The sequence below is a fragment of the Gammaproteobacteria bacterium genome, assembly GCA_036381015.1.
Taxonomy (GTDB): domain Bacteria; phylum Pseudomonadota; class Gammaproteobacteria; order Steroidobacterales; family Rariloculaceae; genus ZC4RG20.
Window position 1 is genome coordinate 47,430 of sequence record DASVDR010000015.1, and the last position, 26,175, is coordinate 73,604.

The 26,175-nt window shown below is 65.7% G+C and carries 20 protein-coding genes and 2 pseudogenes; 9 read left to right on the forward strand and 13 right to left on the reverse strand.

Translation table 11 applies throughout. From position 1 onward, the window contains the following. Nucleotides 1–96 precede the first annotated feature (96 nt). Nucleotides 97–909 (forward strand): DUF1499 domain-containing protein, encoded by an 813-nt coding sequence (locus VF329_06210; protein ID HEX7080589.1) that lies wholly within the window; start codon nt 97–99, stop codon nt 907–909. Nucleotides 910–1,379: 470 nt separating this feature from the next. Beyond that, on the forward strand, nt 1,380–3,344 hold the full coding sequence (locus VF329_06215; GenBank protein ID HEX7080590.1) for an acyltransferase family protein: 1,965 nt from the start codon (nt 1,380–1,382) through the stop codon (nt 3,342–3,344). Nucleotides 3,345–3,572: 228 nt separating this feature from the next. Here the strand turns inward: VF329_06215 and VF329_06220 are convergent, their stop codons facing one another. Continuing rightward, a complete protein-coding gene (locus tag VF329_06220) occupies nt 3,573–3,854 on the reverse strand; it encodes a hypothetical protein (protein HEX7080591.1) in 282 nt (93 codons plus the stop codon). A 42-nt stretch (nt 3,855–3,896) separates the two neighbouring features. Here VF329_06220 and VF329_06225 point away from each other — a divergent pair, with 42 nt between their 5' ends. Together VF329_06225 and VF329_06230 are read left to right on the forward strand one after the other, a co-directional pair. After that, nucleotides 3,897–4,295, forward strand: coding sequence for a nucleotide disphospho-sugar-binding domain-containing protein (locus VF329_06225; protein ID HEX7080592.1), 399 nt, complete (start codon nt 3,897–3,899; stop codon nt 4,293–4,295). A gap of 340 nt (nt 4,296–4,635) precedes the next feature. Further along, nucleotides 4,636–5,439 carry a ParA family protein gene (locus VF329_06230; protein ID HEX7080593.1) on the forward strand — a complete coding sequence of 268 codons (804 nt, stop codon included), beginning with the start codon at nt 4,636–4,638 and terminating at the stop codon, nt 5,437–5,439. A 163-nt stretch (nt 5,440–5,602) separates the two neighbouring features. On the opposite strand, the gene VF329_06235 is transcribed toward VF329_06230, so the two are convergent. From VF329_06235 to VF329_06250, 4 genes and pseudogenes are all read right to left on the reverse strand, one after another. Continuing rightward, entirely contained in the window at nt 5,603–6,904 is a 1,302-nt protein-coding gene (locus tag VF329_06235; protein ID HEX7080594.1) for an alpha/beta hydrolase, read from the reverse strand. Between the two features lie 94 nt (nt 6,905–6,998). Continuing rightward, the gene (locus VF329_06240; GenBank protein HEX7080595.1) at nt 6,999–7,694 is read right to left on the reverse strand and encodes a sulfotransferase; all 696 of its coding nucleotides are present in this window, start codon (nt 7,692–7,694) and stop codon (nt 6,999–7,001) included. Between the two features lie 48 nt (nt 7,695–7,742). Further along, nucleotides 7,743–8,531 carry an FtsX-like permease family protein gene (locus VF329_06245; protein ID HEX7080596.1) on the reverse strand — a complete coding sequence of 263 codons (789 nt, stop codon included), beginning with the start codon at nt 8,529–8,531 and terminating at the stop codon, nt 7,743–7,745. Beyond that, nucleotides 8,485–8,604: pseudogene (locus tag VF329_06250) on the reverse strand (transposase). Before VF329_06250 ends, VF329_06245 begins: the two are co-directional and overlap by 47 nt. On the opposite strand from VF329_06250, the gene VF329_06255 reads away from it, so the two are divergent. Then, nucleotides 8,547–9,914, forward strand: coding sequence for a multidrug effflux MFS transporter (locus tag VF329_06255; GenBank protein HEX7080597.1), 1,368 nt, complete (start codon nt 8,547–8,549; stop codon nt 9,912–9,914). The pseudogene VF329_06250 and the gene VF329_06255 overlap by 58 nt on opposite strands. Here VF329_06255 and VF329_06260 read toward each other — a convergent pair. The 7 genes and pseudogenes from VF329_06260 to VF329_06290 all read right to left on the reverse strand — a co-directional run bounded on the left by VF329_06260 (nt 9,866) and on the right by VF329_06290 (nt 20,502). Further along, nucleotides 9,866–10,216, reverse strand: a complete 351-nt coding sequence (locus tag VF329_06260; protein HEX7080598.1) for a cupin domain-containing protein — start codon at nt 10,214–10,216, stop codon at nt 9,866–9,868. The two genes, VF329_06255 and VF329_06260, sit on opposite strands and share 49 nt — an antisense overlap. Before the next feature lie 268 nt (nt 10,217–10,484). Beyond that, a complete protein-coding gene (locus VF329_06265) occupies nt 10,485–10,940 on the reverse strand; it encodes a hypothetical protein (GenBank protein ID HEX7080599.1) in 456 nt (151 codons plus the stop codon). A gap of 567 nt (nt 10,941–11,507) precedes the next feature. Beyond that, complete coding sequence (locus VF329_06270) at nt 11,508–14,180, reverse strand: G8 domain-containing protein (GenBank protein HEX7080600.1); 2,673 nt, start codon at nt 14,178–14,180, stop codon at nt 11,508–11,510. Nucleotides 14,181–15,309: 1,129 nt separating this feature from the next. Continuing rightward, the gene (locus VF329_06275; protein HEX7080601.1) at nt 15,310–15,588 is read right to left on the reverse strand and encodes a hypothetical protein; all 279 of its coding nucleotides are present in this window, start codon (nt 15,586–15,588) and stop codon (nt 15,310–15,312) included. Between the two features lie 629 nt (nt 15,589–16,217). Then, nucleotides 16,218–17,819: a S8 family serine peptidase gene (locus tag VF329_06280; protein HEX7080602.1), complete on the reverse strand. Its 1,602-nt coding sequence runs from the start codon at nt 17,817–17,819 to the stop codon at nt 16,218–16,220. 966 nt (nt 17,820–18,785) lie between these two features. Continuing rightward, a complete protein-coding gene (locus VF329_06285) occupies nt 18,786–19,790 on the reverse strand; it encodes an ATP-binding protein (protein HEX7080603.1) in 1,005 nt (334 codons plus the stop codon). 238 nt (nt 19,791–20,028) lie between these two features. Next, nucleotides 20,029–20,502: pseudogene (locus tag VF329_06290) on the reverse strand (transposase). A gap of 197 nt (nt 20,503–20,699) precedes the next feature. Here VF329_06290 and VF329_06295 point away from each other — a divergent pair. Both VF329_06295 and VF329_06300 read left to right on the forward strand, forming a co-directional pair. Continuing rightward, entirely contained in the window at nt 20,700–21,077 is a 378-nt protein-coding gene (locus tag VF329_06295) for a UrcA family protein (GenBank protein HEX7080604.1), read from the forward strand. Between the two features lie 222 nt (nt 21,078–21,299). Continuing rightward, nucleotides 21,300–23,195, forward strand: a complete 1,896-nt coding sequence (locus tag VF329_06300) for a winged helix-turn-helix domain-containing protein (GenBank protein ID HEX7080605.1) — start codon at nt 21,300–21,302, stop codon at nt 23,193–23,195. A gap of 57 nt (nt 23,196–23,252) precedes the next feature. Here VF329_06300 and VF329_06305 read toward each other — a convergent pair whose 3' ends face one another. Then, nucleotides 23,253–24,839 (reverse strand): tannase/feruloyl esterase family alpha/beta hydrolase, encoded by a 1,587-nt coding sequence (locus VF329_06305; GenBank protein ID HEX7080606.1) that lies wholly within the window; start codon nt 24,837–24,839, stop codon nt 23,253–23,255. Between the two features lie 235 nt (nt 24,840–25,074). Here VF329_06305 and VF329_06310 point away from each other — a divergent pair, with 235 nt between their 5' ends. Next, nucleotides 25,075–25,488 carry a GFA family protein gene (locus VF329_06310; GenBank protein HEX7080607.1) on the forward strand — a complete coding sequence of 138 codons (414 nt, stop codon included), beginning with the start codon at nt 25,075–25,077 and terminating at the stop codon, nt 25,486–25,488. Nucleotides 25,489–25,558: 70 nt separating this feature from the next. Further along, nucleotides 25,559–26,134, forward strand: coding sequence for a GNAT family protein (locus VF329_06315; GenBank protein HEX7080608.1), 576 nt, complete (start codon nt 25,559–25,561; stop codon nt 26,132–26,134). The last annotated feature ends 41 nt before the right edge of the window (nt 26,135–26,175 follow it).

Below are 26,175 nucleotides of genomic sequence, written 5' to 3' on the forward strand. Positions count from 1 at the left end.
CAAGCGCGCTCGGGAACGTTCGCTCCCTCGTCCGGCTCTTCAAAGGCCGGCGCCCGCTCCTTATGATCGGCAGCGGGAGACACTCGAGGTACCGCTGTGAACGTGGCGCTTTCCCGCGGCACGCCGGCGAAACGAGCACCGTGGCTCGCGGCCCTGGCCTGGCTTGCGCTGATCGCCGGCGTGGCCGTCGGTGCCGTCGCGCTCGCGGCGCCGGTCGGCGTGTGGCTCGGGCTGTGGGATTTCCGGACCGGTTTCCAGCTCCTTTTCAATGTCGCGAACGCATGGGGCGACGCGGTCGCGCTCGCGGCCGCTGCGGTCGGCGTGGCGCTGCTCGTCCTCGCAAGGGCGCTCGGCACGGGGAACGGCGCGAGGCTCGCCGCGCTCGCGTTCGCCGGCGCGGTCGTTGCGTGGGTCGGTTACGCCGTGCCGCAGTCGTACCGCCCCGACGAGAGCGTCCCCCCGATCCACGACATCTCCACCGATACCGAGGATCCGCCGCAGTTCGAAGCCGTGCTTCCGCTGCGCGCCGGCGCGGCGAACACCGCCGAGTACGGCCGCTCTCAGAACATGACTCCCGAGCGTCTCGCCGCTCTCACGCGCGAAGCGTATCCGGATCTCACGACCGTCACGCTCGCAGTGCCGCCCGCGGAGGCTTTCAAGCGAGCGCGCGCCGCGGTCGACGAGCTCGGCTGGGACCTCGTCGCGGCCGTGCCGGAGGAAGGGCGAATCGAGGCGACCGACACGACGTTCTGGTTTCGCTTCAAGGACGACATCGTGATTCGGATCCGTCCGGCGGACGGCGGCTCGGAGATCGACGCGCGCTCCGTTTCGCGCGTCGGCGTCGGCGATGCCGGGACGAATGCCGCGCGACTGCGGCGATTCTTCGCGGTGCTCCAAGAGACGGGTTGACGCCGCCGCGCGTTCGCGTCGTCGCACGTTGACGCCGCCGCACGGCTCGACCGCGGCTTCGATCCTTCTCCGTCCTGGAAGCTTGCGGTCGACGGGCTGCTGCTGATTCTCGGATCTTTCGCGATCACGCGGTCGGCGTTTAGCAACAGTTTGCGCTATACCGTGCAACGAGTAGGCTCGGTTTCGCTGTTTTACACGGCAAGCCGATCCCTTCGCTTTACCGCGACGATCAGCTGCATCTGGGTGCGGGCCGGCTACGCCGTGCTAGCCGCGTCCCGACATAACGCCTCGATTCGGCGCACCCGTCCGCAGAGCGGCCGCAATTTTCTTCCTATGCCTCCGCGTCGACGTGAGCCGAGCTAGGTGTCGTCACTTATTGGAGCTCGAGACGTTGCAGCTTCAGAATCAGGCGCAATGGAGAAGCATTTCTCCCGCGCCGAGCCGCGCTCGGAGAGCGCAATAAAAGTGATATGAGCGCGCCGCGACCCAGCCATTTGGAGTATCGGCCCGACATCGACGGCCTTCGCGCAGTCGCCGTGTCGTCCGTGCTCGTGTACCACGCATTCCCCGCGGCCCTGCCCGGCGGCTTCGTCGGCGTCGATATCTTCTTCGTGATCTCGGGCTTCTTGATCTCGCGCATCATTTTGCGCCAGCTCGAGGACCACACGTTCACGTTCGCAAACTTCTACGAGCGGCGCATTCGGCGCATTTTTCCGGCTTTGGCGCTCGTGCTGCTCGCGACGCTCGTGTTCGGCTGGTGGGTTCTGCTGCCGATGGCATTCGAGGATCTCGGCATACAGGTCGCGGCCGGCGCGGGCTTCGCCTCGAACTTACTGCTGTGGGCGCAGTCCGGGGACTATTTCGACTCGGCCGCGGAGCTGAAGCCCCTGCTGCACCTGTGGTCGCTCGGCGTGGAGGAGCAGTATTACCTTCTCTGGCCGCTGCTGCTCTTTCTCTTCCGTGGAGATCGGCAGCATCGCATCTTCTGGCTCATTCTCGGCCTCGCGGTCGCCTCCTTTGCCATCAACGTGCATTCTGTCGCCCGGGCGCCGTCGGCCGCGTTCTATTTGCCCCAGAGCCGCTTCTGGGAGCTCATGCTGGGCGGCATCATCGCCTATGCGGACGTGCACGATCCTGCCTGGGTCGCAGCCGTCCGCCGGCGGCGCCCCGCATGGCTCCCGGGCTTGGCGGCGGCGGCCGGCGCCGCGCTCCTCTTGGCCGGTCTCGTGCTCATCGAAGAGAACCACGGCTTCCCGGGCGCACGGGCCCTTCTGCCGACTAGCGGTACGGCCCTCCTCATCGCCGCCGGACCGGAGCCTTGGCTTCAGCGTCGCGTGCTCGCGTCGCGTGTCTTCGTCTTCGTCGGCCTCATCAGCTACCCGCTCTATCTGTGGCATTGGCCGTTGCTCGTCTATGCGCGCGTCCTGCACGGCGGCGCGCCGCCGGCGTCCACCCGGATCGCGTTATTGACCGGGGCCGTAGCGCTCGCGTCGGCGACCTATGCGCTCGTCGAGCGCCGAATCAGGCATCTTCGTCCCCTTCGGCTCCCGCGCAGCGTCGTCGTCGGACTCGCCTCGAGCGTTGGCGCGCTCGCCGTCTGCGGCGCAGTGATCTACGGCAGCCACGCCGGATCGCGCTCCTCGCATGTGCCATTCCTGCCCGAGATCGCGGCCGCCTATGACGATTGGGCGTTTCGGGGAAACCGGACGATCGTCGGTGATACGGAGCGCGCCGTGCTCTTCGTCGGCGATAGTCACATGCAGCAGTATCTGCCGCGCATCGACAAGCTCGCGCGGCAGCATCGAGCGCCGCTTCGGACGCTTATCTTCGACACCGAGGGCGGCTGTGCGCCCGTGCCCGGCCTCGAACGAATCGGACACGAGTGCAACGCCTTCGTGGAGCATGCGTTCGCGACGGCGCGACATCCGGAGGTCGAGATCGTAATTTTCGCCGCGTCGTGGCCGGGGTTCATCGCACGCGACGACTATTACGCGGTCGGCGATCCTGATCGCCGTCTGCTGGACTTGCACGGGCCCGCCGGGCGCCGTGCATTGCAGCGTTTCGAAGCGGCCCTTGCCGACCTCGTCGCCCCCGGCAAACGCGTGTATCTCGTGCTCTCCTCACCGCGCGGCAAGCCATTCGATCCGCGCAGCATGGTGAAGCGGGTCGGCTTGAATTTCGAAGTGCACATCGGCGCTCCCGTGCCGAGGAAGGAAGTGGCCGCCGCCACGGCCGCCATCGACGCGCGGCTCGCGGACATCGCCGCCCGCGTGGGAGCGCAAGTCATCGACCCGAAGGACTATCTGTGCGACGCGTTCGTCTGCCAGGTAGCGGACGAGACCGGGCGACCGCTCTACAAGGACGAGTCTCATGTGCGGGCTTCGACGGCGCGGGAGCGGTTCACCGCGTTCGACCGCTTCGTCTATGCCGAGTAGCGCATGGCACGCACTCGGGGGTAGACGCGGTCGAAGTTGTCGCGGTTCGGTGGCAAGCCGGACTTCTGCGGCAGGACGCGTGCCCGTCACTGCGGGGCGCGCGATGCACCCGTCGAGGGGCAGCGAGTTCATCGTGCGCGAGCTCATGCTGCCGCACCTTCGGAAGGCCTACGACGAGCTCCGGAGCGCGGCGCGGGGCGCAGACTTGCTGGTCAGCCACCCGGTCACCTACGCCGCGCCGGTGCTCGCGGAGCGCGAAGGGCTGCCGTGGGTGTCCACGGTGCTCGCTCCCATGCTGTTCTTCTCCGTCACCGACCTGCCGGCATTTCCGAACGCCCCGTGGCTCGTGCACGCGAACAAGCTCGGCCCCTCCGTGGCGCGCGCGATCGTGAACTTGAGCCGGCGCGCGACGCGTGGCTGGACGCTCCCCGTGCAGAGGCTGCGGGCCGATCTCGGCTTGCCCCCCGGGCGCCATCCGCTGTTCGAGGGGCTGTTCTCGCCGCTGCTCACGCTCGCCTTGTTCTCCAAGGTGCTCGCCGAGCCGCAACCGGACTGGCCGTCCAACGTCGCCGTTACGGGCTTCTCGTTCTACAACGGCCCCGACGGGCCAGCGCGATCGTTCATCACGGCGGCGTGGGCACGACGGGGCAGGCGCTGCGAAGCGGCCGGCCGATGCTGGTCGTGCCGCACAGCCACGATCAGCCCGACAACGCCTTGCGCGTGTGCCGCTTGGGCGTCGCACGAAAGCTGCCGCCCAGGCAGTACCGCGCGGAGCGCGTGGCCCGAGAGCTCGAGCGGCTGCTCGACGGGACCTATCGCGCGCGGGCGGAGGCGATTGCGGCCGTCGTGCGAGGCGAGGGCGGCGCGGACGCCGCCGCCGAGGCCATCGAGCGGCTGCTGCGCGCGGAGCACCGCTTGCCGTCCGCGGACGCCACGCCTGCCTTGACGTAGCGGTCCGTTCAGCGAACTCTCTCTGGCCGAAGGTAATCGCTCGGCGACGATCGGTTCACTCCGCTGCGCGAGACGCGGCATGCGAATCCGGCCTCGCAAGGGCCGCTGAGCGGCGGCAGAGGAAACACGGGAGCCGGCCGTCCCGTGGGGTCCGCGCGGTTCCACGGGCCGTGGAACCCCGCCTTCGTGTGATCGCCCGCATCGATATTTAGCGTCCCACGCGCGCGTTGCTACTAGATGTTGTATCTAGAGCGTGCTCGGAGTATTCTCGACTACAAGAGCGCGTCTTCGTGCCGGCGGCAATCGATGGGTTGCCTCGACGTGGGAGGTCGGACGAACGATGAGCAGCGCAACGGGTCCCACCAGTCTGCACAGGGTCGTCGTACTCAATCCGAAGGGCGGTAGCGGCAAAACGACGCTCGCGACCAACCTGGCCAGCTACTACGCGCTGCGCGGCGCCGCGCCGACGCTCGTCGATTGCGACCCTCAGGGCTTCGGTCTCCGCTGGCTCGAGAAGCGTCCGGCCGACCGCCCGGTCATCCACGGCATGCGAGGCTACGATGAAGGCGTCTACGCGTCGGCGCTGCTGACCCTGAAGGGGCATCCCGACTCGAGCGTCATGATCATCGACCTCCCGGCGGCGATCTCCTACGAGCGGCTCCACGCCTATACGTACGTGGCCGACAGCATCCTGCTGCCGATTCAGCCTTCCGCGATCGATGTTCACGCCGGCACGCGATTCATCGCCGAGCTGCTACTCGATGCACGGGTGGATCGAAACGAGCGGCGACTCGCGATCGTCGCGAACCGCGTCCGGGAGCGAACGAAGAGCTTCTCCATGCTCATGCGCTTTCTGACGAGCTTGAGGATTCCGATGATCGCGGCTCTACGGGACAGCCAGAATTTCGTGCACGCCGCCGACCAGGGCCTCGGCATTTGCGAGATGCCGGCTCACAAAGTGAAGAACGACCTCGCGCAGCTGAGCGCGATCGTGAGCTGGCTGGACAAGCGGCAGCTCGCCCTGATCGCGAGGGCCGCGTCTCGGGACGCCTCGAGTCCCGGTGTTCTGGAAGGCGGTCCCGTCGACGACTCGCCCGACGCGGAAGAGGAAGTCGGCGCGGGCGTCGGCCTGGAAGCACGCTGACCGGCTTCGACCGCTCATGCCGGTGCCGGAGACGCTCCTCGCGGAGCTTCGAGCTTTGCCGCTCGTGAGCTACGCGAAGGTGCTGCGCTTCTAGCCTGCAGGCATCGAGCGGTTCCCTCGCGCTGCCCGCGGCGAGGCTTTCGTGGACGCGCGGCGAGCGTCCTCACTCGTAGCCGAGCCGCACGACGCCCCGTTCCATGCCGTCGACGGTTCCGCGGTCGAGCCACTCGAGCGACGCGCGGAAGAGTAGCCCGTGCACGCGCTCCCACATCGCGTTGTGCGACGCGCAGCCGAGGTCGAGAAGCACCTTGCTCGGCGAGCCGAGGTGCTCGTAGAGCAGGCGCACGCGATCCGGGTTGACCTGTCCGTCGTGCACGCCGGCGACCAACAGCATCGGCGTCTGCGTGCGGCTCACGACGTCGCGGTTCCAGCCCCACACCGGCACGCGCGGCGCCCGCCGCACACCGGGTCCCCAGGTCGCTCCGACCGGGTCGGACGCGAGCATCTCCGACCAGACGGCCGCCGCGACCGCCGGGTCGTACTGGTCGGCGCAGCCGACCTGACGGTCCCAGTTCGCGACGAAGTCGGCCTGCGACTGCGAGGTCATCACGGCGGGCGCGTCCGCGGGACGCGCGGACGCGGAGACGTCGGTGGCCGGCTCGCTCGCTGCCCGACCCGCGGCCCGAGCGGCGCCGCCCGCCGCGGCCGCGTCGAGGCCCGCGCCGGCGGCCACCCAGGTCGGAGGATCCGCTGGCGAATTCGCGGTGTACGCCGGCGCCAGCAGCACGATCCTCGCGACCTTCTCGGGATGGCGAGCGGCGTAGCCGCCCGCGCGGGGCCCGCCCTGCGACCAGCCGATGAGGCTGATGCGCTCGACGCCGCGCAGCGCGCGCAGATACTCGACGACCGCGTCGATGTCGTCCCAGTCGGAAGCGATCGTCGTGAGCGAACGCGAACGGCTCGGCTCGCACTCGGCGTCGAGCGTGCGCGGGATCAACGCCCGCTGCGCTTCCGGCGCGAGGTTGCACGGATCGTTCATCGCGAGGGGGCGCGTCGAGCGGCCGTAGCCCGTCATGTCCATCGAGAACACGTCGTAGCCGGCCGCGGCGAGGTACGCCATCCAGCTGTAGTCCTCGTGCGGCACGTCGAACGCGACCTCGGCCGGCGTGCCGGCGCCGTGCACGAACAGCACGACGCGCTCGCCGAAGCCGGCGGTGCGCGCGAGCACGCCGGCGGCCACGCGCTCGCGGACGTACAGCTGCGCGATCTCGCTCTCGAGGGCCGGTGCCGTCGACACGTGCCGGACGTAGTGGTCGATCGTCAGCAGCTCGGTGCCGTCTGCGCCGGAGGACGGCTGCCCGGAGGCGCTCGGCGTGAAGCACGGCCCAGCGGCGAGCAGCAGCGCGACGACGAATGCGCGGCAGCCGCGCGGCGGTACCGCGACACGTGCGCGGGTTCTTTTCATCGTGCATTCCTCGAAGAGGACCACGGAATCCTAGCGGTAAGCCCGTGGCGAGACAAAGGTCTGTTCGGACCGATCGGCGCCAGGGCGGGAGGAATCAGCCTCCCTCCGGGCCTCCGCGCAGCCGCTGCTTGACGGCTGCCGCGATCTCGTCGAAGTCGGGCGCGCGAACGTCGTTCTCGCCGGGCCCCGCGCCGATCATGGCCCTGAGCTCGTCGCGCGAGTTCGTGCGCGGGAACGGCGCGTCCGGCACGTCGAGCGCGAGAAACTCGCAGAGCGGCTCCCAGCCCTGCTTGACTTCGTAGACGAGCAGGCGTTCGGGCGCGATCGTTCGCTTGACCTCGTCCACGTGGCGCTCGAACGCCTCGACCATGAAGTCGCGGTCGTCGAGCCGGCCGTCGAGACTCGGCCAAACGACGGCGTCGAAGAAGCTCGCCAGCGGCGAATTCTCTATGTGCCGGCGCATGGTGGGCGAGAAGATCGTGGCCTGGGTCGACTCGAACCAGTCGTGCGGATCGCGCACGGAGAGTACGACTTTGGCGCTCGGATAGAACTCGGCGAGCTCGCGCCAGAATCGGCAGCTCGGGTAGTCGACCGTCGCGGCGTAGCCCTCGAAGACGCGGTCCCAATCGGCGCGACCTTCGGCCGCGGCGATCCAGTCGGCGCAGCGCCGCGGCTCCACGATGATCTCGGACATGTGATAGCAAGCGCGAAAGCCGAGCTGCTCGAGCGCGAGCTTGAGCGACATCGTGCCCGTCCGGCCGAGGCCTGCGCCGATGACTTGAAGCGGCATCTGGTTCTCCTTGCGCAGCAGGCGTCCTCGAGTCCCGGCCACCGACGCTCAGTGCGTCATCGCGTAGACAAATGTAGTTGATCGCATACGGGTAAGCGAGCGCCGCCACCTTCTGCGGGTATTCGGGAAGCTGCGGCTGATGGGGCGCAGCGGGCGGGCGCGCTCGACGGCTTGCTCGAGCGTGCGCATGAATCCGGGCGGCGCATCGACGAACGCGGCGATGTTCTCGGCCCGGAACCCCGGCTCGACGCGACCGAGCTCGATCAAGCTCATGACGAGCGCCAATGCCGTGACGACTGCGACCGCCGACAAGCCGATGCCGATTGCCGGAAGAGCCGCAATGCGCCGGCTTCCCCGCACCTCGCGACTCATCTCGCCGCGCAGGCTCTGCAGCGGGCCTCCGCGCAGGGCGCGCACCAAAGGCGAAACGCCCGCGAGCAGGATGCTCGCGACGGCCGCGACCGCCGCGAACGTCAGCGTCGCGCCGTCGATCGCGATGTCTTCTGCGCGCGGCAGGCTGCCGGCCGCAAGCGGGCGGGCGATCGCGACGAAAAACCGCGCGAGCAGAACACCAGCGGCCGTCGCGAGCGCGGCGAGCAACGACAGCTCGACGGCCACGTCGACCGCGATGCGTCCGTGAGTGGCGCCCAACGTGCGTCGCACTGCGAGCTCGGCCTGCCGTTGCTCGAGCCGTATCGATACGAGGCACGCCGCGGTGGCGCACGCGACGAAGAGCACGAGCAGCGTCACCGCGAACAACGCGTAGAGAATCTCGCGCACGTTGCCGAGGCGCGATAAAGTCCTCGGGCTCGAAGATGACGTGCGTCGTACCGTCACGATAAGGTGTCTTCAATGCACAGCACACATTCCCGCCCTCGGTCAGTGACAGCCGCTCGGTGGCCACCGGTGGCGACGGCCGCGCCGGCACAGAAGCTGCCGCGCCATCTGATCGTGTTCATTGGCGCGCTGATCGCGCTCGGAGCGCTTTCGCTCGACGCGTATCTGCCCGCCATGCCCGCCATGGCCCAGAGCTTCGGGGTCGGCATCGTGGCCATGAACAACACGATCAGCCTGTACCTCGTCGGCTACGGGCTCGGCCAGTTCTTCGGCGGCTCGTTCTCGGACCAGATCGGCCGCAAGCGCATCGGGCTCATCGGCCTCGGCGTTTTCGCGGCCGCGTCGATCGCGATCGGCCTCTCCACGAGCGCCGAGCAAGTTGAGTGGCTGCGGCTCGTGCAGGCGATCGGCGGCGGCTTCTCGACCGTGATCTGCATGGCGATCGTCCGCGACGTCTATCCCGTCGAAGAGCTCGGCAAGCGCATGGCGATGGTGCTGCTCACGATGCTCGCTTCGCCCGTCATCGCGCCGTCGCTCGGCGCGGCGCTGCTGCGCTTCGGCTGGCCGTCGATCTTCTTCTTCAAGGCCGCGTATGCCGGCGCCCTCGGCACCTACTACCTCGTCGCGGTCCCCGAGACGCGGCCCGGCCGCTGGAGCCAGCTCTCGGTGCTGCGCACGCTCAAGCAATGCGCGCACGTCCTCAAGCAGAAGGACGACGGCGGCCGGCGGCCGATCGTCTACGCGATCGCGATGGCGTTCGGCGCAAGCTGCTTCATGACGTTTCTCACGAACGCGTCGTTCGCCTACATCCAGTACTTCGGCGTCTCGGAGACGGCCTTTCCGTTCTACTTCGGCATCGGCGTCGTCGGCATGGTCGCGACGCAGCTCTACAACATGCGCTACCTCACGCAGGCGAAGGCGCCCGGGCAGTTCCGCCTCGGGCTCGCCGTTCAGCTCGGCGCGGCGCTGTTTCTCGCGCTCGCCGTCGCGCTAGGCGCGCATTCGATCTGGGTCGTCGTCGTCTCGGTCGCCGTGATTGTCGGCAGCTTCGGGCTCGCAGGCCCGGCCGGCTCCTCGCAATACATCCGGCACTTCGGCGCGCTCGCGGGCAGCGCCTCGTCGCTCTACACGACCTTGATGTTTTCGATGGCGTCCGTGTTCGGCGCGATCTCCGGATTCTTCTTCGACGGCACGCTGCGGCCCATGGCCTTCACGATGTTCGCGGCCTCCGTCGCGGCGAACCTTTGCGCGCTCCTGACGGGTATTCGGTTCCGGACGCGCGCGCCGAAGCAGAGCGCCCCGGCCGTCGGCGCGAAGAGCCGGTGCGATGCTGCTCAGTCCTCGACGAACACCTCTTCGGTCAATTCGAAGCTCGGCGTGTGAACGAGCAAGAGCGTCGCGAGACCGTCACCCTCGTTGGCATAGCTGAACCGTCGGCCGCGTTTCACGAGGCAGAAATCGCCGGCGCGCATCACGTGCGCGGTTCCGTCCAGAACGAAAGTAATCTGCCCGGCCGCGACGACGTAGTATTTGTCCGATCGGCGGGACCATGCTTGCGGGTGCCGAACGCCGGGCGGCACTTCGATCAGCGCGACGGAGGAGCTTTCGGTGCGGCCTGCAGTGTAGTCGAAGATGCGCAGGCCTCCGAAGTCCAACGGCGTCATCGAGCTGCGTGAAAGATACATGGCGACCTCAGGAAATCTCACGGCGGAATAGCGAGCCGAGTTCGAGTCCACTCGACGTCCGACGTCTCGGGCGATCGGTTGACGAGCACTCTACCCTTCGCGCCGACGTAAATCTTGCCGTCTTCGTTCTTGCTGCATCCGAAAACAAGAACAGGCGCGAACCGCCGAAGCGCAACTCGGCGCATCCCGTCGTCTTCGCCGCGAGCGGGCAGGTTTGCAGGTGGCATACGGATATAGTAGATCCTGCTATATCTGTAGGAAGCAGCGCCTAAACGGAGAGACCCTGATGCGCGAAGCCCAGGGAAGACCCGGGAGTGCGGCTCGCACCATTCACTTCCTGTCGATTTCGGCGCTCCTGGTTCTCTGCGATCCGGTCTCGGCCCAACGATGGACCGAGCCGCTCTCGCAAGCCGAAGAGGTCTCGGCAACGCAGACCCTGATCCGCGCGATTCGCGCCGAGAACTGGCTCGAAGCGGTAGGAACGGCCGATCGCTTTCGCGGCTCGCCGACGTCCGCCTTTTCTCAATACCAAGCGTTCGCTTATGCGATGACCGGACGCCTGGATCTCGTCGCCGAGCTTCAGCGTGAAGGCCGAATTCCGAGCGCTGTGGTTTGCGAAGATACGGGCGGCCTCGAATTTCGCGATGCCGTGGAGACGATAGTCGAAGCCGCGACGCGGCATCGTGCGGTCATCCTGCAGGAAATGCATTGGGAGCCGCAGCATCGATCATTGCTCCACGCCCTGCTGCGCCGCCTGCGCGAGCAAGGCTTCACCTATTTCGCAGCCGAGGACTTCGAAGGCACGCCGGAAGCCTACCTGACCGCGAGCTATCCCGGAGAGGTGTCCGGCGCGGGCTCCTGTTCGAGACGGCGCCCGCCGATCCGCTCATGCTCGCGGGGGTTGCGCTCGCGCTCGTCGGCGGCGGCGTGCTCGGCTGTCTCGGGCCGGCGCTTCGTGCTACCGCCATCAATCCGATCGTGGCGCTGCGAGCCGACTAGCGTTCGGCGCCGGGGCGTGTCTCACTTTGGCCGTGTGGGTGTCGCGGTGGGCGGCGGCCGCGCCTCGAAGGCCTCTCCCGAGACAACGCCGAAAGAGTGTCCATGCGGCTCGGCGCCGCACATCCATGTGCGGCGACGGTCCGCTAGGTGCGAGGATGCGCGTGAGCCGGTCTGGCGGCGCCCGATCGAGCCGTTCGACATCATGACGCTCGCGCACAAAGGTTCGTTGTTCACGACGTGGCCGCTGCTGCCCGATCATCTCGCGAAGCGAGAGGACGTTCTCGCCGTTTGCTTATCGTCGTACCACAATGCTGGTTTGAGTGACCAACGGGCCAAACTCGTCCCTGCCAACGCCCTTGGGGGCGGTCGGGATTACCAGTTTCACCCAGACGGCATCCGGACCCTTGAAATACGAAGTCTCGGTCGCCTTGCGCAGGGCGTCGAGGCTGTCCTGCTGCTTCCCGGAGGTCGCGCTGGTGAAACCCGGCAGCTCGAACACGACCCATGAGCCTTCGGCCATTTCAGTCAAACTGATGGCAACTTCCGGTCTCTCGGTCTTCACGCGGATCTCGGTGCCGGCGCGCACAGTGCTCTGGTTGGCCGTGATCTGGAAGTCCTTGCCATTGCGGCTCAGGGTAATTGGCTGTTGAGGAGCAGCCGCCCGCGCAGGACCGGCCCCCCGCGCAGGAGCGCCCCCCCGCGCAGCCGCAGCTGACCGCACAGGAACATCGGGCAGCGCAAGAACGGCCCCCCTCGTGGGTCCGGGCCTCGGCATGCTGAACCGAATGCGTCCTATATCACCCGTGCACACAGAGGCGTTCCAGCTGGGATGAATCTCGCAGGTGTCGTCCGTGGCGACGCTGTCGTTCTCGCCGTCGTGGAGCAGGATATAGGAGTCAGGGATGCCGGTCGTCGAACCGTCCAGGTCGTGGATCGCCAGGCTCCGGTAGGCCACGGCATTCCGGTTGTCACTATCGAACCTCGGGTCGATTTTCGGAAAGTACACGGGCTTGGCATTGACGAACTTCGCACCCTTGACGGTGTTTTCGGTGGTAACCCCGGCGCCCGTATACAACAGCCATGTAAGCGCGCCTGATCCGCGCAGCTCGTTGCCCTGGAAATTCACGAAGGTCGTGTTAACAACGTCATGACGATAGTCGTAGTACTCATAGGCGTGGATCGGGTAATCCGGAATCAGAGGCTTCGGCAGGCTGCGGCCGTAGGCCTTTTCCTCCGGCGTCCCGGGGTTGCCGACGTTCTCGGTTTCGCCCACGAACAGCGAATCGACCACCCGTGACGTAAACAAGTCATCGCCGAAGGAACCGCTTGAATGCGTAAAACCTATGGCATTGTCCGCCGACTTCAGGTTCCTGAAGACGTGCAGTTCGCCTCGGCCCCAGACGCCGCCATTGCGGTTCTTGTAGGTGGTGAGGTTCTCGAAGTGCGCCTCCACGCCTTTGCTGTTCGGGTCGGCAGGGTTTTCCTTGGGCATGTACGAGGGACCGGCCAAGCCGAAGGTGTTTTCCGCATTGATGTTCCGGTCGAACATGAACCCGTCGTAGTTGGAGTGGGCCACGTTGCCCCGGAACTCGCGCAGCGGCGTGCGGCGCGGCCAGATCGCTTGCGCGATCGCCGCGCCCTCGAACTGACCGATTGGGTGCTCGGGCAGCGACATCCAGAAGCCGTTCGCATCGGAACCGGCGGCCACATTGTCGATGAAGGTGTTGTCCGGATTCGTGATCCAGTAAGACGCGACCGTGTTGTCCGAAGGCAGCAGGGTGTCCCCGCCAAAAAAGCTGGCCTCCCTGTAAGCCTGGCGATTCTCGTTCGCAAAGCTTCTCTCTCCGTTTGGGGCGAGATTGACCGGCTGGCAGGGCTTGGCCGGATGGCACTTGGTCTGGATGGCCAGGTTCCTGACGAACTCGTTGCCATGCTCGATGCCGTCCTCGAGGAAGAAGCAGTGACCGACGTTGTTGTAGGTCACGTTGTTCTCGATTCTCACGTTGTGCGTGCCGTGCACCGTCACGCAGCGGTTGAAGGTGTCATGGATGGCCGAGTTCTTGATGTACTGGCCCTTCGCATCCCCGACGAGGTGCCAGTGAATCGGATATCGGGCAAGGGTCAGGTGCTGGCCCATGAGATTGAGCTCGACGCCCGAGACGTACATCTCGCTGCCCGGCATCGCCATGATGTGGCCGCCGAAGTACGACTCCTCGGCGTCCTCCGATGCCTGGATCTTGATGTTGCGCGTGAGCAGGCCCACTTCGCCGCGCTCGTCCACGTCGAAGGTAATCTTGCCGAAATGCATGTACTCGAGCGGCTTGTCGAGCGTGATCGTGTTGCCGCGGATCGCCGTGATCTTGCGGACCTCGGCCTGGCGCGGATCGTAGTCCGTCGACGCGAGCACGATCTCGTCGCCGACGCGCCAGCCCGAGGCATCGAGAACCTGAATCTGCGTGGCGCCCTTCTCGGCCGTCGCCGAGAGCTTCGTCCAGGCGTTCGTCCGATCGCCGTGCAGGCTCAGCGTGCCGCCCGCGATCATGATGCCGCGATCGTTCATGCCGCCCATCACGGCTTCATTGGGGACGTTGTTGACGAAGGTGATGGTCGCGTTGCGGGTGTGTGGACGGGCTTCGGTGCCGATCTCCAACTCGCCGTGCAGCATGATCCACTCCGTGGTCAGCTCCAGATCGGCGTCGTTCGAGAAGGTGAGCTTGCCGTCGATGGAGAGACCGCCCAGAGCCGGGGGGCTGACATCGAGGATCACGTGCTGGTCCTTGGCGATGATGACCTTGTCGCCGGCGGCCGGAACCTTGTGATTTGGCCAAGTGGCAGGATCGGACCATTTTGTCGCCTGGACTGCTGGCGCTCTTGCGTTCTGGGCCTGGACGACGCCGAATGCGCCGCCGAGCAGGACCACCGGAACCAGCGATGCAAGCAGGACCGAGCGAGACCTTCGACTCATGGCGATACCCCTCCCCCCGCGATGGTCTGAATCGAGCCCAACATCCGTGAGTGGGAGATTAGCGCGGCTGTCCAGCTTTCGGCCAGCCACAGGGCGCGACGAAGCTCCACTCGCGCAAGACGATTACCTTTCGGGTCGGCAACAAACCGGTCACGATGTCGCTCGAGGCTACGATGCGGATAGTGTGTATAAGGGCCCTTATGTGAGCTGGCACGGAGCGAGCGAGCCTGCAAGGGGCGTCCGCCGAGCCCGGGCGGGAGGTGCGTACCGCAACAACGGGGCGATGCACTCGGTCGTGATCTCGACGGCCGGGGGCGTGAGCGCCGAAGCCGCCACGCGTGATCTTCCGTCACCCCGAGGGCGAGCGCTGGGCGTTCTTCGCGCCGGCGATCGCCGCACGCTGATCGCAGCCTCGCGCCGGAGCCGGCGAGCTCCGCCGCTGCACCGAGCGCTCGCTTGCCGCGAGCGGCTCAGCAGTTCTGCGGGCGGGCCGAAACGACCGTGCCGTCGCCGAGCGTGACCTGTCAGATCTAGCCCGACATCGAACCGTTGCGAGCGCGGCTCGCTTCGACGGTGAGGTGCTGGCCGATAGGCCCCTCGAATGCGGGCTGTCGACGTTGCGGTTTCGAAAGAAGCCGGCGGCGGCCCTTCGAACGACCAGGGTTCGACCGCGCCGTCCTCGTCGACATCGACATAGATGTAGATGTGCGGGTTGCGCCAATCGAGCTCCGCAAGCGTGCCGATTTGCGTGACGACTTGGTTGAAGTCGAACATCGCCGATATGTTGTGATGCGCGAAGGCGGATCCGGCCGAGAGGAGAACGAGATCGAGGGACCGAAGGCAGGCGGGCTTCATCTGACGTTCCTTGAGGTTAGAGGCGACATTCTCGGTCGCGATAACATTAGGAGCATCATGGGCCGGTTGTCCGATGCGGCTTGCTTCGGCGCAATTTGCTCTTCCGAAGCAACGTTTCAGATCAACGGCGGCCTGACGCAGGCGGACAGAAGGCACGAATCCCGTTTGGGAAGGGCACCGACGCTCCCGCCTGCGCACTATTCGCTTCCGGAGTACCGAATACCGCCTGTCGACTACTTCTTACTCTTGCCTGCCGTCGAGGACGCCACTGGTGTCAGAAGATCGTGGAGCACACCATGCCCACTCCAGCTCGCCTTGGCCGTTGCACGCTCGGCCCGCGGCCACGTCCGCGATGAGTAGAAAATCGCAGCTTGGATGTAGTTGCTGACTTGTCGTCGTCGACTTCGCTCGCCACCTCATCAAAGGCATCGGAAAACAGCTGCTCGAGATCGGGCTCCTCTGTCACGAGTGCTGCCTTCGGCATGATCGATGACTTGGCCTCGTTGAGGACAAGGTCGTAGCTGCGCAAGGCCGGAATGATCGCGCGAAGCACCTTCTCGCCCTCATCGACGTTCCTACATATATGTCATCCACGTAGCGAGCCGAGGGCACATTAAGTTCCTTCAGCATAAGATCGATAGGCGCGAGGTAATAGTTTCCGAACAGATCTGAGGGAAACATTCCCTGCAAAATACCGCGTGAATTGCGCTCACCCGTGTAGCGGGCAAGAACAGCTTCAAGCCTTGATGCCAACCCGTGAGGGTACCCGGCATCCTCGAGCACGTTGATGAGTTTGTGCTGATTGAGCGAGCCGAAGCAATTCGCCACGTCGAGCTTCAAAACGTAGCGAATGGCCGATGTTGGGACTTGCGGTAGATGAAGTTGATGTGCGGTGCGTAGATGAAATCCGATCGTAGGTCGTGAACGATGCGCGCAAGCGCTAGTTTCCAATTGATCTGCTTCAGCAGAGCAGCATCAAGACCGAACTGGGCGCCGACTTCCTGAGGGGACATAGAGCTAGCGGTGCTAGTGCTACTAACGGCAGCAAAACCTCCCTACCGCCGTTCGCCGATCGCGGCTCGAGCTGACAACAAAAGGTGCCAGCCCGTTTTGAGCGCGGAGGCGACACGGAGGATGAGCGAAGCGTAGTACGTACTCTCGTTCAACACCACCTTGAGCCGTTCACGTTCCTCGTGGACGAACGCGAACCCCGAGCCGCTGACGAACTTCTTCGCGCACGTCGAACTCCACCTCAGCCTCGATCTCGAGGGTCACGACGATCGCGAAACGAATGTCGAGATCCGGGTCCAAATTTCCCGTTCCATCCTTGCACTGCACTCTTATCGGCATGGTCGCGTGCTCGTCATACGTCGGCGTTGTCCTACTATCTGCAACAAGTCTGCGCGACCAAACGGTTCCATGACCGATCATGTTGTTGCCTGGCCCAACAGACTTAAGTTTGAGGTACCAGCCGTCATCGCGTTCTTCATCTACTTCGCCGTCGTGTCCAGCTGCCACGGCTTCGAGTGCAGCCATCCGATACCGCGCGCGCGTTAGGGTGACTGGCGAAAACCAGGCGATCGTAACGCGCAGCGACCTAGGTACTTTGCGCGCCGACAGCGACGGCGGGAGCGGTACGTCGAATATCTTCGCTTGATCGAGCCTCACGTCACCCAATCCCACAAGCGTCACGCCGGTTTTAGGGGCCTCTATCATCATTTCAGGAGCTAGGACGCCGTACCCGTAACGGCGAGCGACTTCCGCTTTCGCGCGGCGGTGCTGATGAAGGCCTAGCCTCGCGTACTCGGCGGCATAAAGGCGCTCCGCACTTTCTGGCCACTTCGATGCATTCACGGCCAACGCGCGTGTTAGAAGGGCGACGTCGCGTCGCGACAACTCAATGCCCTCATACGGGCCACCCTCTTCGGTGAGAGCCTCCGCGCATTGGAGAAGGGCGCGCGTAGTCAAAGCTGCCGCACAGCTTGTGCCGCAAGTCCTTTGAAAGGGAACGCGCAACGCCAGGTTTGGCGAAGCCACGTGCAACCCCGTGCGCTGTGAGGGGGACAATACGCGCAAACGGGTGCTCTGCCGCGAGGGATACACGCGGACTTCATGCACTCCCCCAACAGTCAAGAAGTCGGGTTTGATTGCTCCGAACGGTCCGAGCCCCATAGCGCTGGACACGGCAGGTAGATCGTCGTCGTCCGTATCGATGCGCAGGATTCCGGCAACCATTGGTGGATTACCGGGAGCCAGATCACACGAGACCGCACCAACGGTTAGGGCATTTAGGGCCTCGCCTGGCGCAAGAAGAGACCTTTCATAGACAGTTTCGCGCAAAAAGGCGTCGACGACCGCCCTCCGTTCTTCTACGGTTGCGGTTTCGAAATCGGCGTGGTGGTATGCGAGAAGAAGTTCTTCGCTGACGTTGCCCGCGGAAATAACAAACAGCACGCCTTCTTTTGCCGACCACCAGTCTATTAGACGCGCCAGCGAGCTAATGCGCCCGGCGAACCGTGACTGGAAAACGCCAATTGCTAGATTTACAACAAAAACATCTGGCGCATATGCCTCCGCACCGGAGAAGATCCGAACCAACGCGACGTGGATCAAATCGACGAGCAGCCGGTCCCGAGGTGACCGCTCGTCACCATCAGCGTGGACCAGCAACGGCACGCTCACGATCCGCGACTCACGCAAGGGCGCTCCATCCGCCACTAGATCACCCCTCAGGATCAGCGACGCCATGCTCGTGGCGTGGTAGCGCTGTTCAACTGGGGTCATTGGAACCAGTCCGTGCACGTCCTCGATTACGACGCCGCCGGCCAAACTAGGGTGAGCTGCCACAGGGGTACCGTCGAACAGCGCGGCCCGCAGAGGCCCATCGGGATTCGGTAGCAGCTCAGTCGCGTATTCGTTGGGCGGTCCATCGTCTGCTCGCGGAGCGAGGCCGATTGTCTGGGGCAGAATGAACTGAATCCCGTCTAGGATGGCAAGGCCACTGACGTCAAACGGGTCGTCGATGAGCGCACGAGTCACCCGAGCGCTCAGCCCAACGAGCAATGCGTCATACACAAAGTCATCGGCAACGATAGAGCTACGATCCACCACGCGCCCGCCCAGCTGGCGTACTCTCTCCTCCGTCTCTGCTCGCCATGCCGCTCTCTTTTGTGGGCTGTGCGGGGAACCACTTCTAGCTCGAGAAGTACTTCCTCATCGTCGTCTAGAGGGAGTCGATCGCGCAGCGCCGCTCGCACTCCTTCAGGAAATCGATCTTGCGGACCCCACGGTCGCAATTCGATCAGAAGATCGAAGAGATTCCACCACGGCGTCAAACCGTGCGGCGCGTCGTCACCACGCTGGTATGCGCGCCACATGCCGAGCATGTCTCTGAAAGCCTCGATTGTCGGGATGGTCGCGTATAGAGTTGGCGTCAGCGTCTCAGTACCCTTGGCTGGTAAGAAATCTTCGCTCGGTCCAATCGGGTCGCGCTCCATCTCCAAGACAATTTCGAGCCCGGCGGCGCGGGCGACTCGAGCGAAGTTCTGAATTGCGGCCGCCGTGACGAATACGAGTGCTCGCTCTGGCGCAATGCCGTTAGGGTCTCGACGAAGCTCGACCGCTGGATCGTCTGTCGTCAGTGCCTGAGCTAGCCGGTCGAACGCTCGTCGGAAGCGCTGTCCCTGCCTTTCCCTCCCCGGACCCTTTGCACGGGGGATTTTCCGTGGTGCCCCGGTCTGCCGCTGCGCATTACGTGGATTGGCTAGTCGAAGGATCGATCGCTCGGGCATCGTCGGTTGTGCTCTCAGGGCTGCTGGGCCGTTGGCGCCACACGCGCACACGATCGTCGATTACGGTGCGCAGTGAAACTGCTCCCTGATTCAACACCCAGCGCCGGTGAAGGTCCGAGAAGAAATTCTCAGCTTCGGAAAAACTTGTGAGACGCAGTACCGAACAAAGGCGCTTAGCGGTGTAACCGGGAGGTTCGGAAAACTCCTTTAGCCGCCCTGCGAAATAGGCTTGCAGCTGCTCGTTCGACGGACGATCGAGCTCAAGATGCAGTTGGAACCGCCGCCATGTGGCGCGATCGAGAAGCTCGGGATGGTTCGTTGCCGCTACAACGACACAGTACGAAGGCAGATCATCAAGCTGGAGCAGAAACGTAGTGACAACTCGCTTTATCTCTCCGGTCTCGTGGATGTCACCTCTTTCCTTCGCGATCGCGTCGAATTCATCGAAAAATAGAACGCATGGCTGCATTTGAACGAAATCGAACAACTTCCGAAGGCGTTGCGCGGTCTCGCCCAGATAACTGGTCACGACGGCGTCATACCGCACGACGAAGAATGGCAACGACAGTTCATATGCCAGGCATTCGGCGAGGGACGTCTTTCCGTTCCCAGGAGGACCCGACAGAAGCACCCGATGACGAGGCTCCAGGCCGTGTGCCCGAAGAACATCGGCGCGCCTCTGTTCTTCAATTAGTTCATCGCAGGCTGAACGAACTTGTGTCGCGAGGTGCAGCAATGCTAGTGGCCTACACGGCTCGCGGCGAACGATTCCCGTGCTGCCGTCACTGCGTGGCACGCGACGCAAGGCGTTCCCGTTCGATGTGGATGCCGATTCAAGAGCCCGCGCAATTCGATCCGCTACACCATCATGCTTCTTTGCCCTCTCATCGGCGGCGATCGCGGCGGCTACCGTGCGCAGTCGGTCCGTGTCGCCTTTGACGCCAGCGCGCACGAGGTCGATCAAAAGGTCACTTCTCGTCATGCCGTCGATCCACCGGGGGCAGCCATCCTATCCCACGGCATAGTACGCGGATTACCGTTTTTTTGCGCGGCAAACCGGAAATTCGGCACGGATGCGTGGTTCCGGCGCACGGTTTCTCGGAATTGGCCAGGGCCGCCGCGCCGACTCGGCCGCGCGCGCTCGTCGGCTCTCGGCTGGGACTAGAGTGCAACCCCAGGCTGGCGGGCTCCGCGCCCCGGCCGAGGTGCTCGAGAATCCGCTCGATCGTCGTGAGCTCCTCGATGCTGGCAATCACACGAAGGCGGCCGCCGCAGCGCCGGCACGTCTCGATCTCGATGGCGAATACCCGCTTGAGGCGCTGCGCCCAAGTCAGGGCCCGTAGCCGGTCGGTGACGGATGCCTCGCCGCACTCACTGGCGAGGGCGGCGCGCGTTCTGGGCACAACCAGGGCCCGATCCGGGCTCGCCGGCGCAAACACCCCGTGATAGCGGATCAGGTGCGCGCGGGGCTTCGGCACGAGTGCGGCAAGGCGCGCGATAAAGTCCTCGGGCTCGAAGATGACGTGCGTCGTACCGTCACGATAGGGCGTCTTCAATGCAGAGCGCACATTTCCGCCCTCGGTCAGCGACAGCCGCTCGGTGGCCACCGGTGGCCTTGCAACGTAGCACGCCAGGCGCTCGAGCTTGTCACGTTGCGAGGCCTTCGCGGCGATGCCCGTTCGCAATCCGTTGACGCGAATGTCCTCGTACCCCGTGCCCGGAACGTCAAACCGATCCCGGCGAGCGTGAAGCCGGACGCTCGTGCTCGTTTCACGCAATCGTCACGAACAATTAACGCGCTCTTCATGCATCGCCGCGGCGTGGCCCGTAGCGTATCGGCCGCTCGATCCCATCACCGCGCTGGAGAACCACCATGAACGCTCGCCTCGATGCATCGAAACTCGTCTTCGGCTTCTTCGCATTCGCCGTGCTCGCAATCGCTCCGCGCTACGCGTTGACCGACGCGCCGCCCCCGCGCGGTCCGCAGATCGCGGTCTCCTACGCCGACCTGAACATGGCCTCCGCATCCGGTGTGCAGGCCTTGTACCGGCGCATCCAGCGGGCAGGCGACAGAGTGTGCGGGCCGCGGCCCGCGAACGCCGATCTCAGGCGGTTTGCCGCGTGGAACGGCTGCCGCGACGACGCGATCGCAGGCGCCGTCGGAGCCGTGAATCATCCGATGTTGACCGCCCTTCACCAGGGCAGGTCACCGGCCGCCGTGCTGGCCGGTGCGAGCGTGCCGCCGAAGTAGGCTTCCGTTCGAGCGCCGCCCGGCGCACGATGCCGGGCGGCTGCCCGCCTCGGCGCTGCGTGCGTCGCAGCGATCTGCGGAGCTCACACGCCCGTAGTCACCGCCGCTTTTCTTTTGCGCACCTCGTCGTAACATCGTGGGTCCCTCCGCCTCCGAACTTCAGCGCCGAGCGAGGCGGCGCTGGGCATGGCACCCGAGGACGCAGGCCGAAGCAGACCGGAAGTGTCAGGCTACCGGGTCGCCGATCTGGTAATCGATGTCGGCCGGCAATCGGTCGCCCGGGGCGACACCGAGATCAAGCTCTCCCCGCGCTCGTTCGCGTTGCTGCTGGCGCTCGTGCGCGCCGCGCCGGATGTGCTGTCGGTCGAGCAACTGATGGAGCGCGCCTGGCCGGGTGTCGTCGTCGGCCCGGAGACCGTGAGCCAGCGCGTCAGAATCATCCGCGAGGCGCTGGGCGATTCGGCCCGAGCGCCGCGCTACATCGCCGGAGTCCGGGGGCGCGGCTATCGTCTGGCGGCTCCGGTTGTCGCTTGCGCGCCGCGCCGGCCGCGAGGCGACGCGAGCGCGGCCGGCGTTTCCCGATGGCCGAGTCGGTCGGCTTGGATCGCAGGCGCGGCGATCGTTCTCCTCGTCGCGGGAGCGGCCGGGTGGTGGAACGTCAGAACGGCCGGCGTTCCCGCCGGATCGGCGCCCGAAGCGGCCGCGGTGCGTGCGTCGATCGCCGTGCTGCCGTTCACCGACCTGAGCCGGGAGCACGACCAGGAATACTTCTCCGACGGCCTCGCCGAAGAGCTCGTCAACCTGCTGGCCCAATCGCCGGGGCTGCGGGTGATCGCGCGCACGTCGTCGTTCTCCTTCAAGTCAAAGGACTTGGATGTCGCGACGATCGCCCGGCTGCTGAACGTGACGCACGTGCTCGAGGGGAGCGTGCGCAAGTCGGGGCATCAGATCCGCGTCACCGTCCAGCTCGTCGACGCGTCCAACAGCGCGCAGGTCTGGGCGGATACCTACGAGGGCGGGCTCGACGACATCTTCGCCGTCCAGGAACGCGTCGCCGCGTCGGTGGCGAACGCGTTGCAGGTGAGGCTCGACCTCGAACGGCCCCGCGCTGCGACGCCGGCCGAGGCGCACGCGTACGAGCGCTATCTCAAAGCGCGCTTCTTTTACTATCGGCGCGCGTCGGGCGACGTCGAGAGAGCGAAGAAATACTACCTTCGAGCGCTCGAGCTCGCGCCCGGCGACGCGAGAGCGTGGGCGGGCCTCGCCGCAGTTTACGGGCTCGAGTTCGCGCGGGGCGGCCCCGGAAGGGCGCAAGCGCTCGCGAAGCAACGAGAAGCCGCGCAGAAGGCGCTGGCGCTCGACCCGGAGCTGCCGGAAGCGCATTCGCGGCTCGGCGACTATTTCGAAAACGCGGGAGATTCGAGCGCCGCCAAGCGTGAGCACCACCGCGCTCTGGCGCTCGATCCGAACGATCCGCTGGCGTTGTCCGTTGCGGCCGGCAATGCCGCCCAGGAGGGCCGACTCGCGGAGGCCATCGAGCTGCAGGAGCGTGCGGTGGCGCTCGATCCGGCCGCCTATGTCTATCAGTCCAATCTCGGCGCCTATCTGGCGGCCGCAGGACGCTTCGAAGAGGCTAGGGCAGCGCTACTGGAGGCGCTGGAATTGAATCCGGCGCCGACCGCGACGGATGCCGCCGGCGGCATCGGCCTCGAAGCCACGTTCGCTCAGGTTCTGCTTCTGCTCGGGCAGGTGGACGAGGCCGAGGCCGTGGTCGAGCACACCCCGCCGGGGCCGGACCGGGAACAAGGCCTGGCGCTGATCGAGCATGCCCGCGGGCGGCACCAGAGCGCGCGCGCCGCTCTCCGAAGGCTCGCCGCCGATTACGACGAGATCGACGCGATTCGGCTCGCCGAGGTGTACGCCTACTGGGGAGAGGTCGACAGGGCCTTCGATTGGCTCGAGGCGGGACAGGAGCGGATTCGCAGCGACGCGGCGTCATCGGCGGACTACGCCCACATACGGTGGGGCGATTACCGGATTTCGATGCTGCTTTCGCCGTTGCTTCGACCGCTGCGCGGCAATCCGCGCTGGGAAAGGTTGGTCGAGAACGCCGCGTAGCTCCGCAAGCCCACGCCGCGGCCGGCCGAGCATAAGCTTGCGGCGTTGGTCCTCCGATTACTCGCAGCGGAAGCTCGCCGCGGACTCGAGATCGCCCGTGCCGTCGTAGCGCGCGACCTGGGGCCAGTCGCAAAGCGGCCGCGAGCGCGTCGGGCTCCAGCCTTCGGGCAGCTCCGGGTTGTCGGCGCGGACGACGGCGGTCACGTTCTCGGGCGCCTCACCTTGCTCGACCCAGTCGACTAGCACGCTGAACAGGTCGAATCGGTCCGTGGCCGGGCCGCCGCTGCAATGCCCCATGCCCGGCACGGGATAAAAGCGCGCGAAGTCGCTGACGTCGCCGCCGTTGTTGGCGCGCAGCTTTTCGTACCAGTCGATCGTCGCCTTGATCGAAAACGCGCCGTCGCTCGCGCCGTGATAGACGATGAGCTTGCCGCCTTCGGCCTGGAGCTCCGCGAGCTTCGGATCGCGCCAGTCGGTCGGCGCCATCAGGTCCATCGCGGAAACGGGGAACGCGTCCGTCGTTGCCAAGATCTTCGGCGCGTCGCGCCCGAAATCGAACGCCCGAAGGTAGCCGAGCAGGCTCGCGGCGGTGCCCTCGAGCCGCGTCGGCGGAGTCGTGAAGACGTGCGCGAGCGAGCCGGCGCCGAGCGTGGCGATGAGCGGCAGGCCGCCGAGGTCGGAGATCGGGCTTTCGAGCTTCCACGCGCGCCAGCCTTCGGAGCCCAGCCCGCCGTCGTACCACCAGGAGGCGTAAAGCTCGCGGCCGTCCGCGTCGTGCGGCCCGCCGAACGAGCGCCGGAGCGCCTCGACCTGCTTCGCGTCGAGACAGCTGTCGGGGCCGCCGTCGCGGCAAACGAGCCGCTCGACGTCGAACTGCCGTTGGCATTCGGCGAGTGCGCCGACGATGCCGTCCGCGGCGCCGTCGAGCGCATCGCATTGCGCGAGGACCGATTCGCTCACGATTCGCATGTCTTCGCGGGAGAACGCGCGGCGGATGTCGTCGCCGACGAGCTCGAAGCTCTGCACGTCCCACGGGTGTTGCAGCGCCGCCATCGGCAGGTTGAAGCCCGGCGCGCCGGCGAGGAACCCGTCGAACTCGTCTGCAAGCCGCGTGGCACCGACGAACGCATGACGGCCGCCGTTCGAGCAGCCCACCATGTAGGAGTACTGCGGTCGCCGGCCGTAGTAGCGCTCGATGATCGTCTTCGCGATCGGAGTCAGCGTGACGTTCGCCGCGTACCCGTAGTCGGCGCGGGCTTGGGGGTCGAAACCGAACAGGTTGCCGCCGACGAGACCGGCCTCGGGGTTGGCTTGCCCGTCGTGCCCGGAATCGGAGCTCAGCACCGCGTAGCCGCGCGCGAGGGCGTTGTCCGGCTGATTGCCGAGCAAGTTGCCGTAGGCCGGGACGACGGCGCCGTCGTTGCCGCCGTTCACCTGATGAAAGTAGCGGCCGTTCCATTGCTCGGGCAGGCGCATCTCGAAGCCGATCGCGTAACGCTTGCCGTCGGTGCCCGTGCGCTCGTTGACGACGGCGCGCACGACGCAGTGCGGCCCGGCGCGCGGATCGTCGCGCACCGTCGTCGCGGAGAGGATCCGTGTGCCGGCGAGGCCGAGCCGCGCAAAGGCCTCGGCATCGCATGACATGGGCGCCTGCGCCGGTGCGGGCGGCGCAAACGCGGAAGCGGCGAGTGCTGCGATCGCACCGGAGATGGCCCTCCGTCGGACGGTGTATCGGCGTGTCGTCATGGATTCGCCCTCTCGCGTGATGGCGGGGAGCGTAGCCGCAGGATGCGCAATCGCGCAACTTGCGCGTCGTTGACGCCCAATCCCGATCATGCTGTAGTTGAAACAGCGACATAGTTGCAGTGAGGCGGCGAAAATGCACCCCACGACTCCTCCGCCGTCTCGCACCGCCTCCTGTAGCTGCGGCCAGTTGCAGGCGCAGGTCTCGGGCGAGCCGGTGCGCATATCCGTTTGCCACTGCCTGGCCTGTCAGCGCCGTACGGGGAGCGTTTTCGCCGTCCAAGCGCGTTTCCCACGCGAGGCCGTCACCGTCACAGGCGCGAGCGCGGAGTACGAGCGTGTCGGAGACGAAGGGACGAAGGCCACATTCAGATTCTGTCCCAAGTGCGGCGCCATCGTGTACTACACCGCGGACGCCTTTCCGGAGGCAGTCACGATACCGGTGGGCGCATTTGCCGATCCGTCGTTTCCGGCGCCGCGCGTTTCGGTCTACGAGGAACGAATGCACTCATGGGTCAGCATGCCCAGTGACATCGAGCACTTCGCATGAGGCCGAAGCGGTCGATGAGGTGCTGCAGCGGGCCGCCCGCTTCCTGACCCGCGCCTGCAAGCTTGTGGCTATGCCGCCGTTCACCCCTCCGACCCTGGCGGTCGGTGAATACGTTCTGCGACCCTTCAGGAGTACTGACGCGGCCGCTTGGTATGCGTACTTGGCGGACCCGCGCGTGACCGAGCACACGAGCTGGCCGCCTATCACGTCCGAGCTCGTCACTACCGTGGTCGCAAAAATAATCGCTGACTATGACGAGCCGAAGTCGCTGCGCTGGGCGCTCGCGCGCACGCAGGACGACGAGGCCATCGGGTCGTGTGGATTCACGCGCTGGCAACGTGAGCAGCGCGTTGCAGAGCTCGTTTACGATCTCGCTCCCGCGTACTGGGGCCTAGGCTTGATGAGCGCCGCCGTACGCGCGGCGATGGCTTGGGCATTCGGTCCCGGCTCCTTCAGTCGTGCGGAGGCGTTCGTGATGACGACGAACGAGCGGTCCATCGCGCTATTGGAGCGTACCGGTTTTCGGAGAGAGAGAATGCTCGGAGGGCATCGCTTGGCGCGCGGCGTCCCCCGGGACTTCTATCTCTATTCGGTGGTCTGCCGGAGCTGCGACGTTCGACACGGTCTCGTCCGCTCCGATCTGTGAAATTTCGCCCCGACTTCCGTATCCTGCGGCGCGGCTCGTCG

What these genes read in the sequence shown, in the direction of transcription:
- VF329_06265 (HEX7080599.1), bottom strand. Translation starts at nt 10,940, where the DNA reads ATGCTGCGGCTCCCAATGCATTTCCTGCAGGATGACCGCACGATGCCG.
- VF329_06310 (HEX7080607.1), top strand. Translation starts at nt 25,075, where the DNA reads ATGCACCCCACGACTCCTCCGCCGTCTCGCACCGCCTCCTGTAGCTGC.
- VF329_06255 (HEX7080597.1), top strand. Translation starts at nt 8,547, where the DNA reads ATGCACAGCACACATTCCCGCCCTCGGTCAGTGACAGCCGCTCGGTGG.
- VF329_06305 (HEX7080606.1), bottom strand. Translation starts at nt 24,839, where the DNA reads ATGTCATGCGATGCCGAGGCCTTTGCGCGGCTCGGCCTCGCCGGCACA.
- VF329_06235 (HEX7080594.1), bottom strand. Translation starts at nt 6,904, where the DNA reads ATGAAAAGAACCCGCGCACGTGTCGCGGTACCGCCGCGCGGCTGCCGC.
- VF329_06260 (HEX7080598.1), bottom strand. Translation starts at nt 10,216, where the DNA reads ATGTATCTTTCACGCAGCTCGATGACGCCGTTGGACTTCGGAGGCCTG.
- VF329_06215 (HEX7080590.1), top strand. Translation starts at nt 1,380, where the DNA reads ATGAGCGCGCCGCGACCCAGCCATTTGGAGTATCGGCCCGACATCGAC.
- VF329_06315 (HEX7080608.1), top strand. Translation starts at nt 25,559, where the DNA reads ATGCCGCCGTTCACCCCTCCGACCCTGGCGGTCGGTGAATACGTTCTG.
- VF329_06280 (HEX7080602.1), bottom strand. Translation starts at nt 17,819, where the DNA reads ATGACCCCAGTTGAACAGCGCTACCACGCCACGAGCATGGCGTCGCTG.
- VF329_06295 (HEX7080604.1), top strand. Translation starts at nt 20,700, where the DNA reads ATGAACGCTCGCCTCGATGCATCGAAACTCGTCTTCGGCTTCTTCGCA.
- VF329_06240 (HEX7080595.1), bottom strand. Translation starts at nt 7,694, where the DNA reads ATGCCGCTTCAAGTCATCGGCGCAGGCCTCGGCCGGACGGGCACGATG.
- VF329_06230 (HEX7080593.1), top strand. Translation starts at nt 4,636, where the DNA reads ATGAGCAGCGCAACGGGTCCCACCAGTCTGCACAGGGTCGTCGTACTC.
- VF329_06270 (HEX7080600.1), bottom strand. Translation starts at nt 14,180, where the DNA reads ATGAGTCGAAGGTCTCGCTCGGTCCTGCTTGCATCGCTGGTTCCGGTG.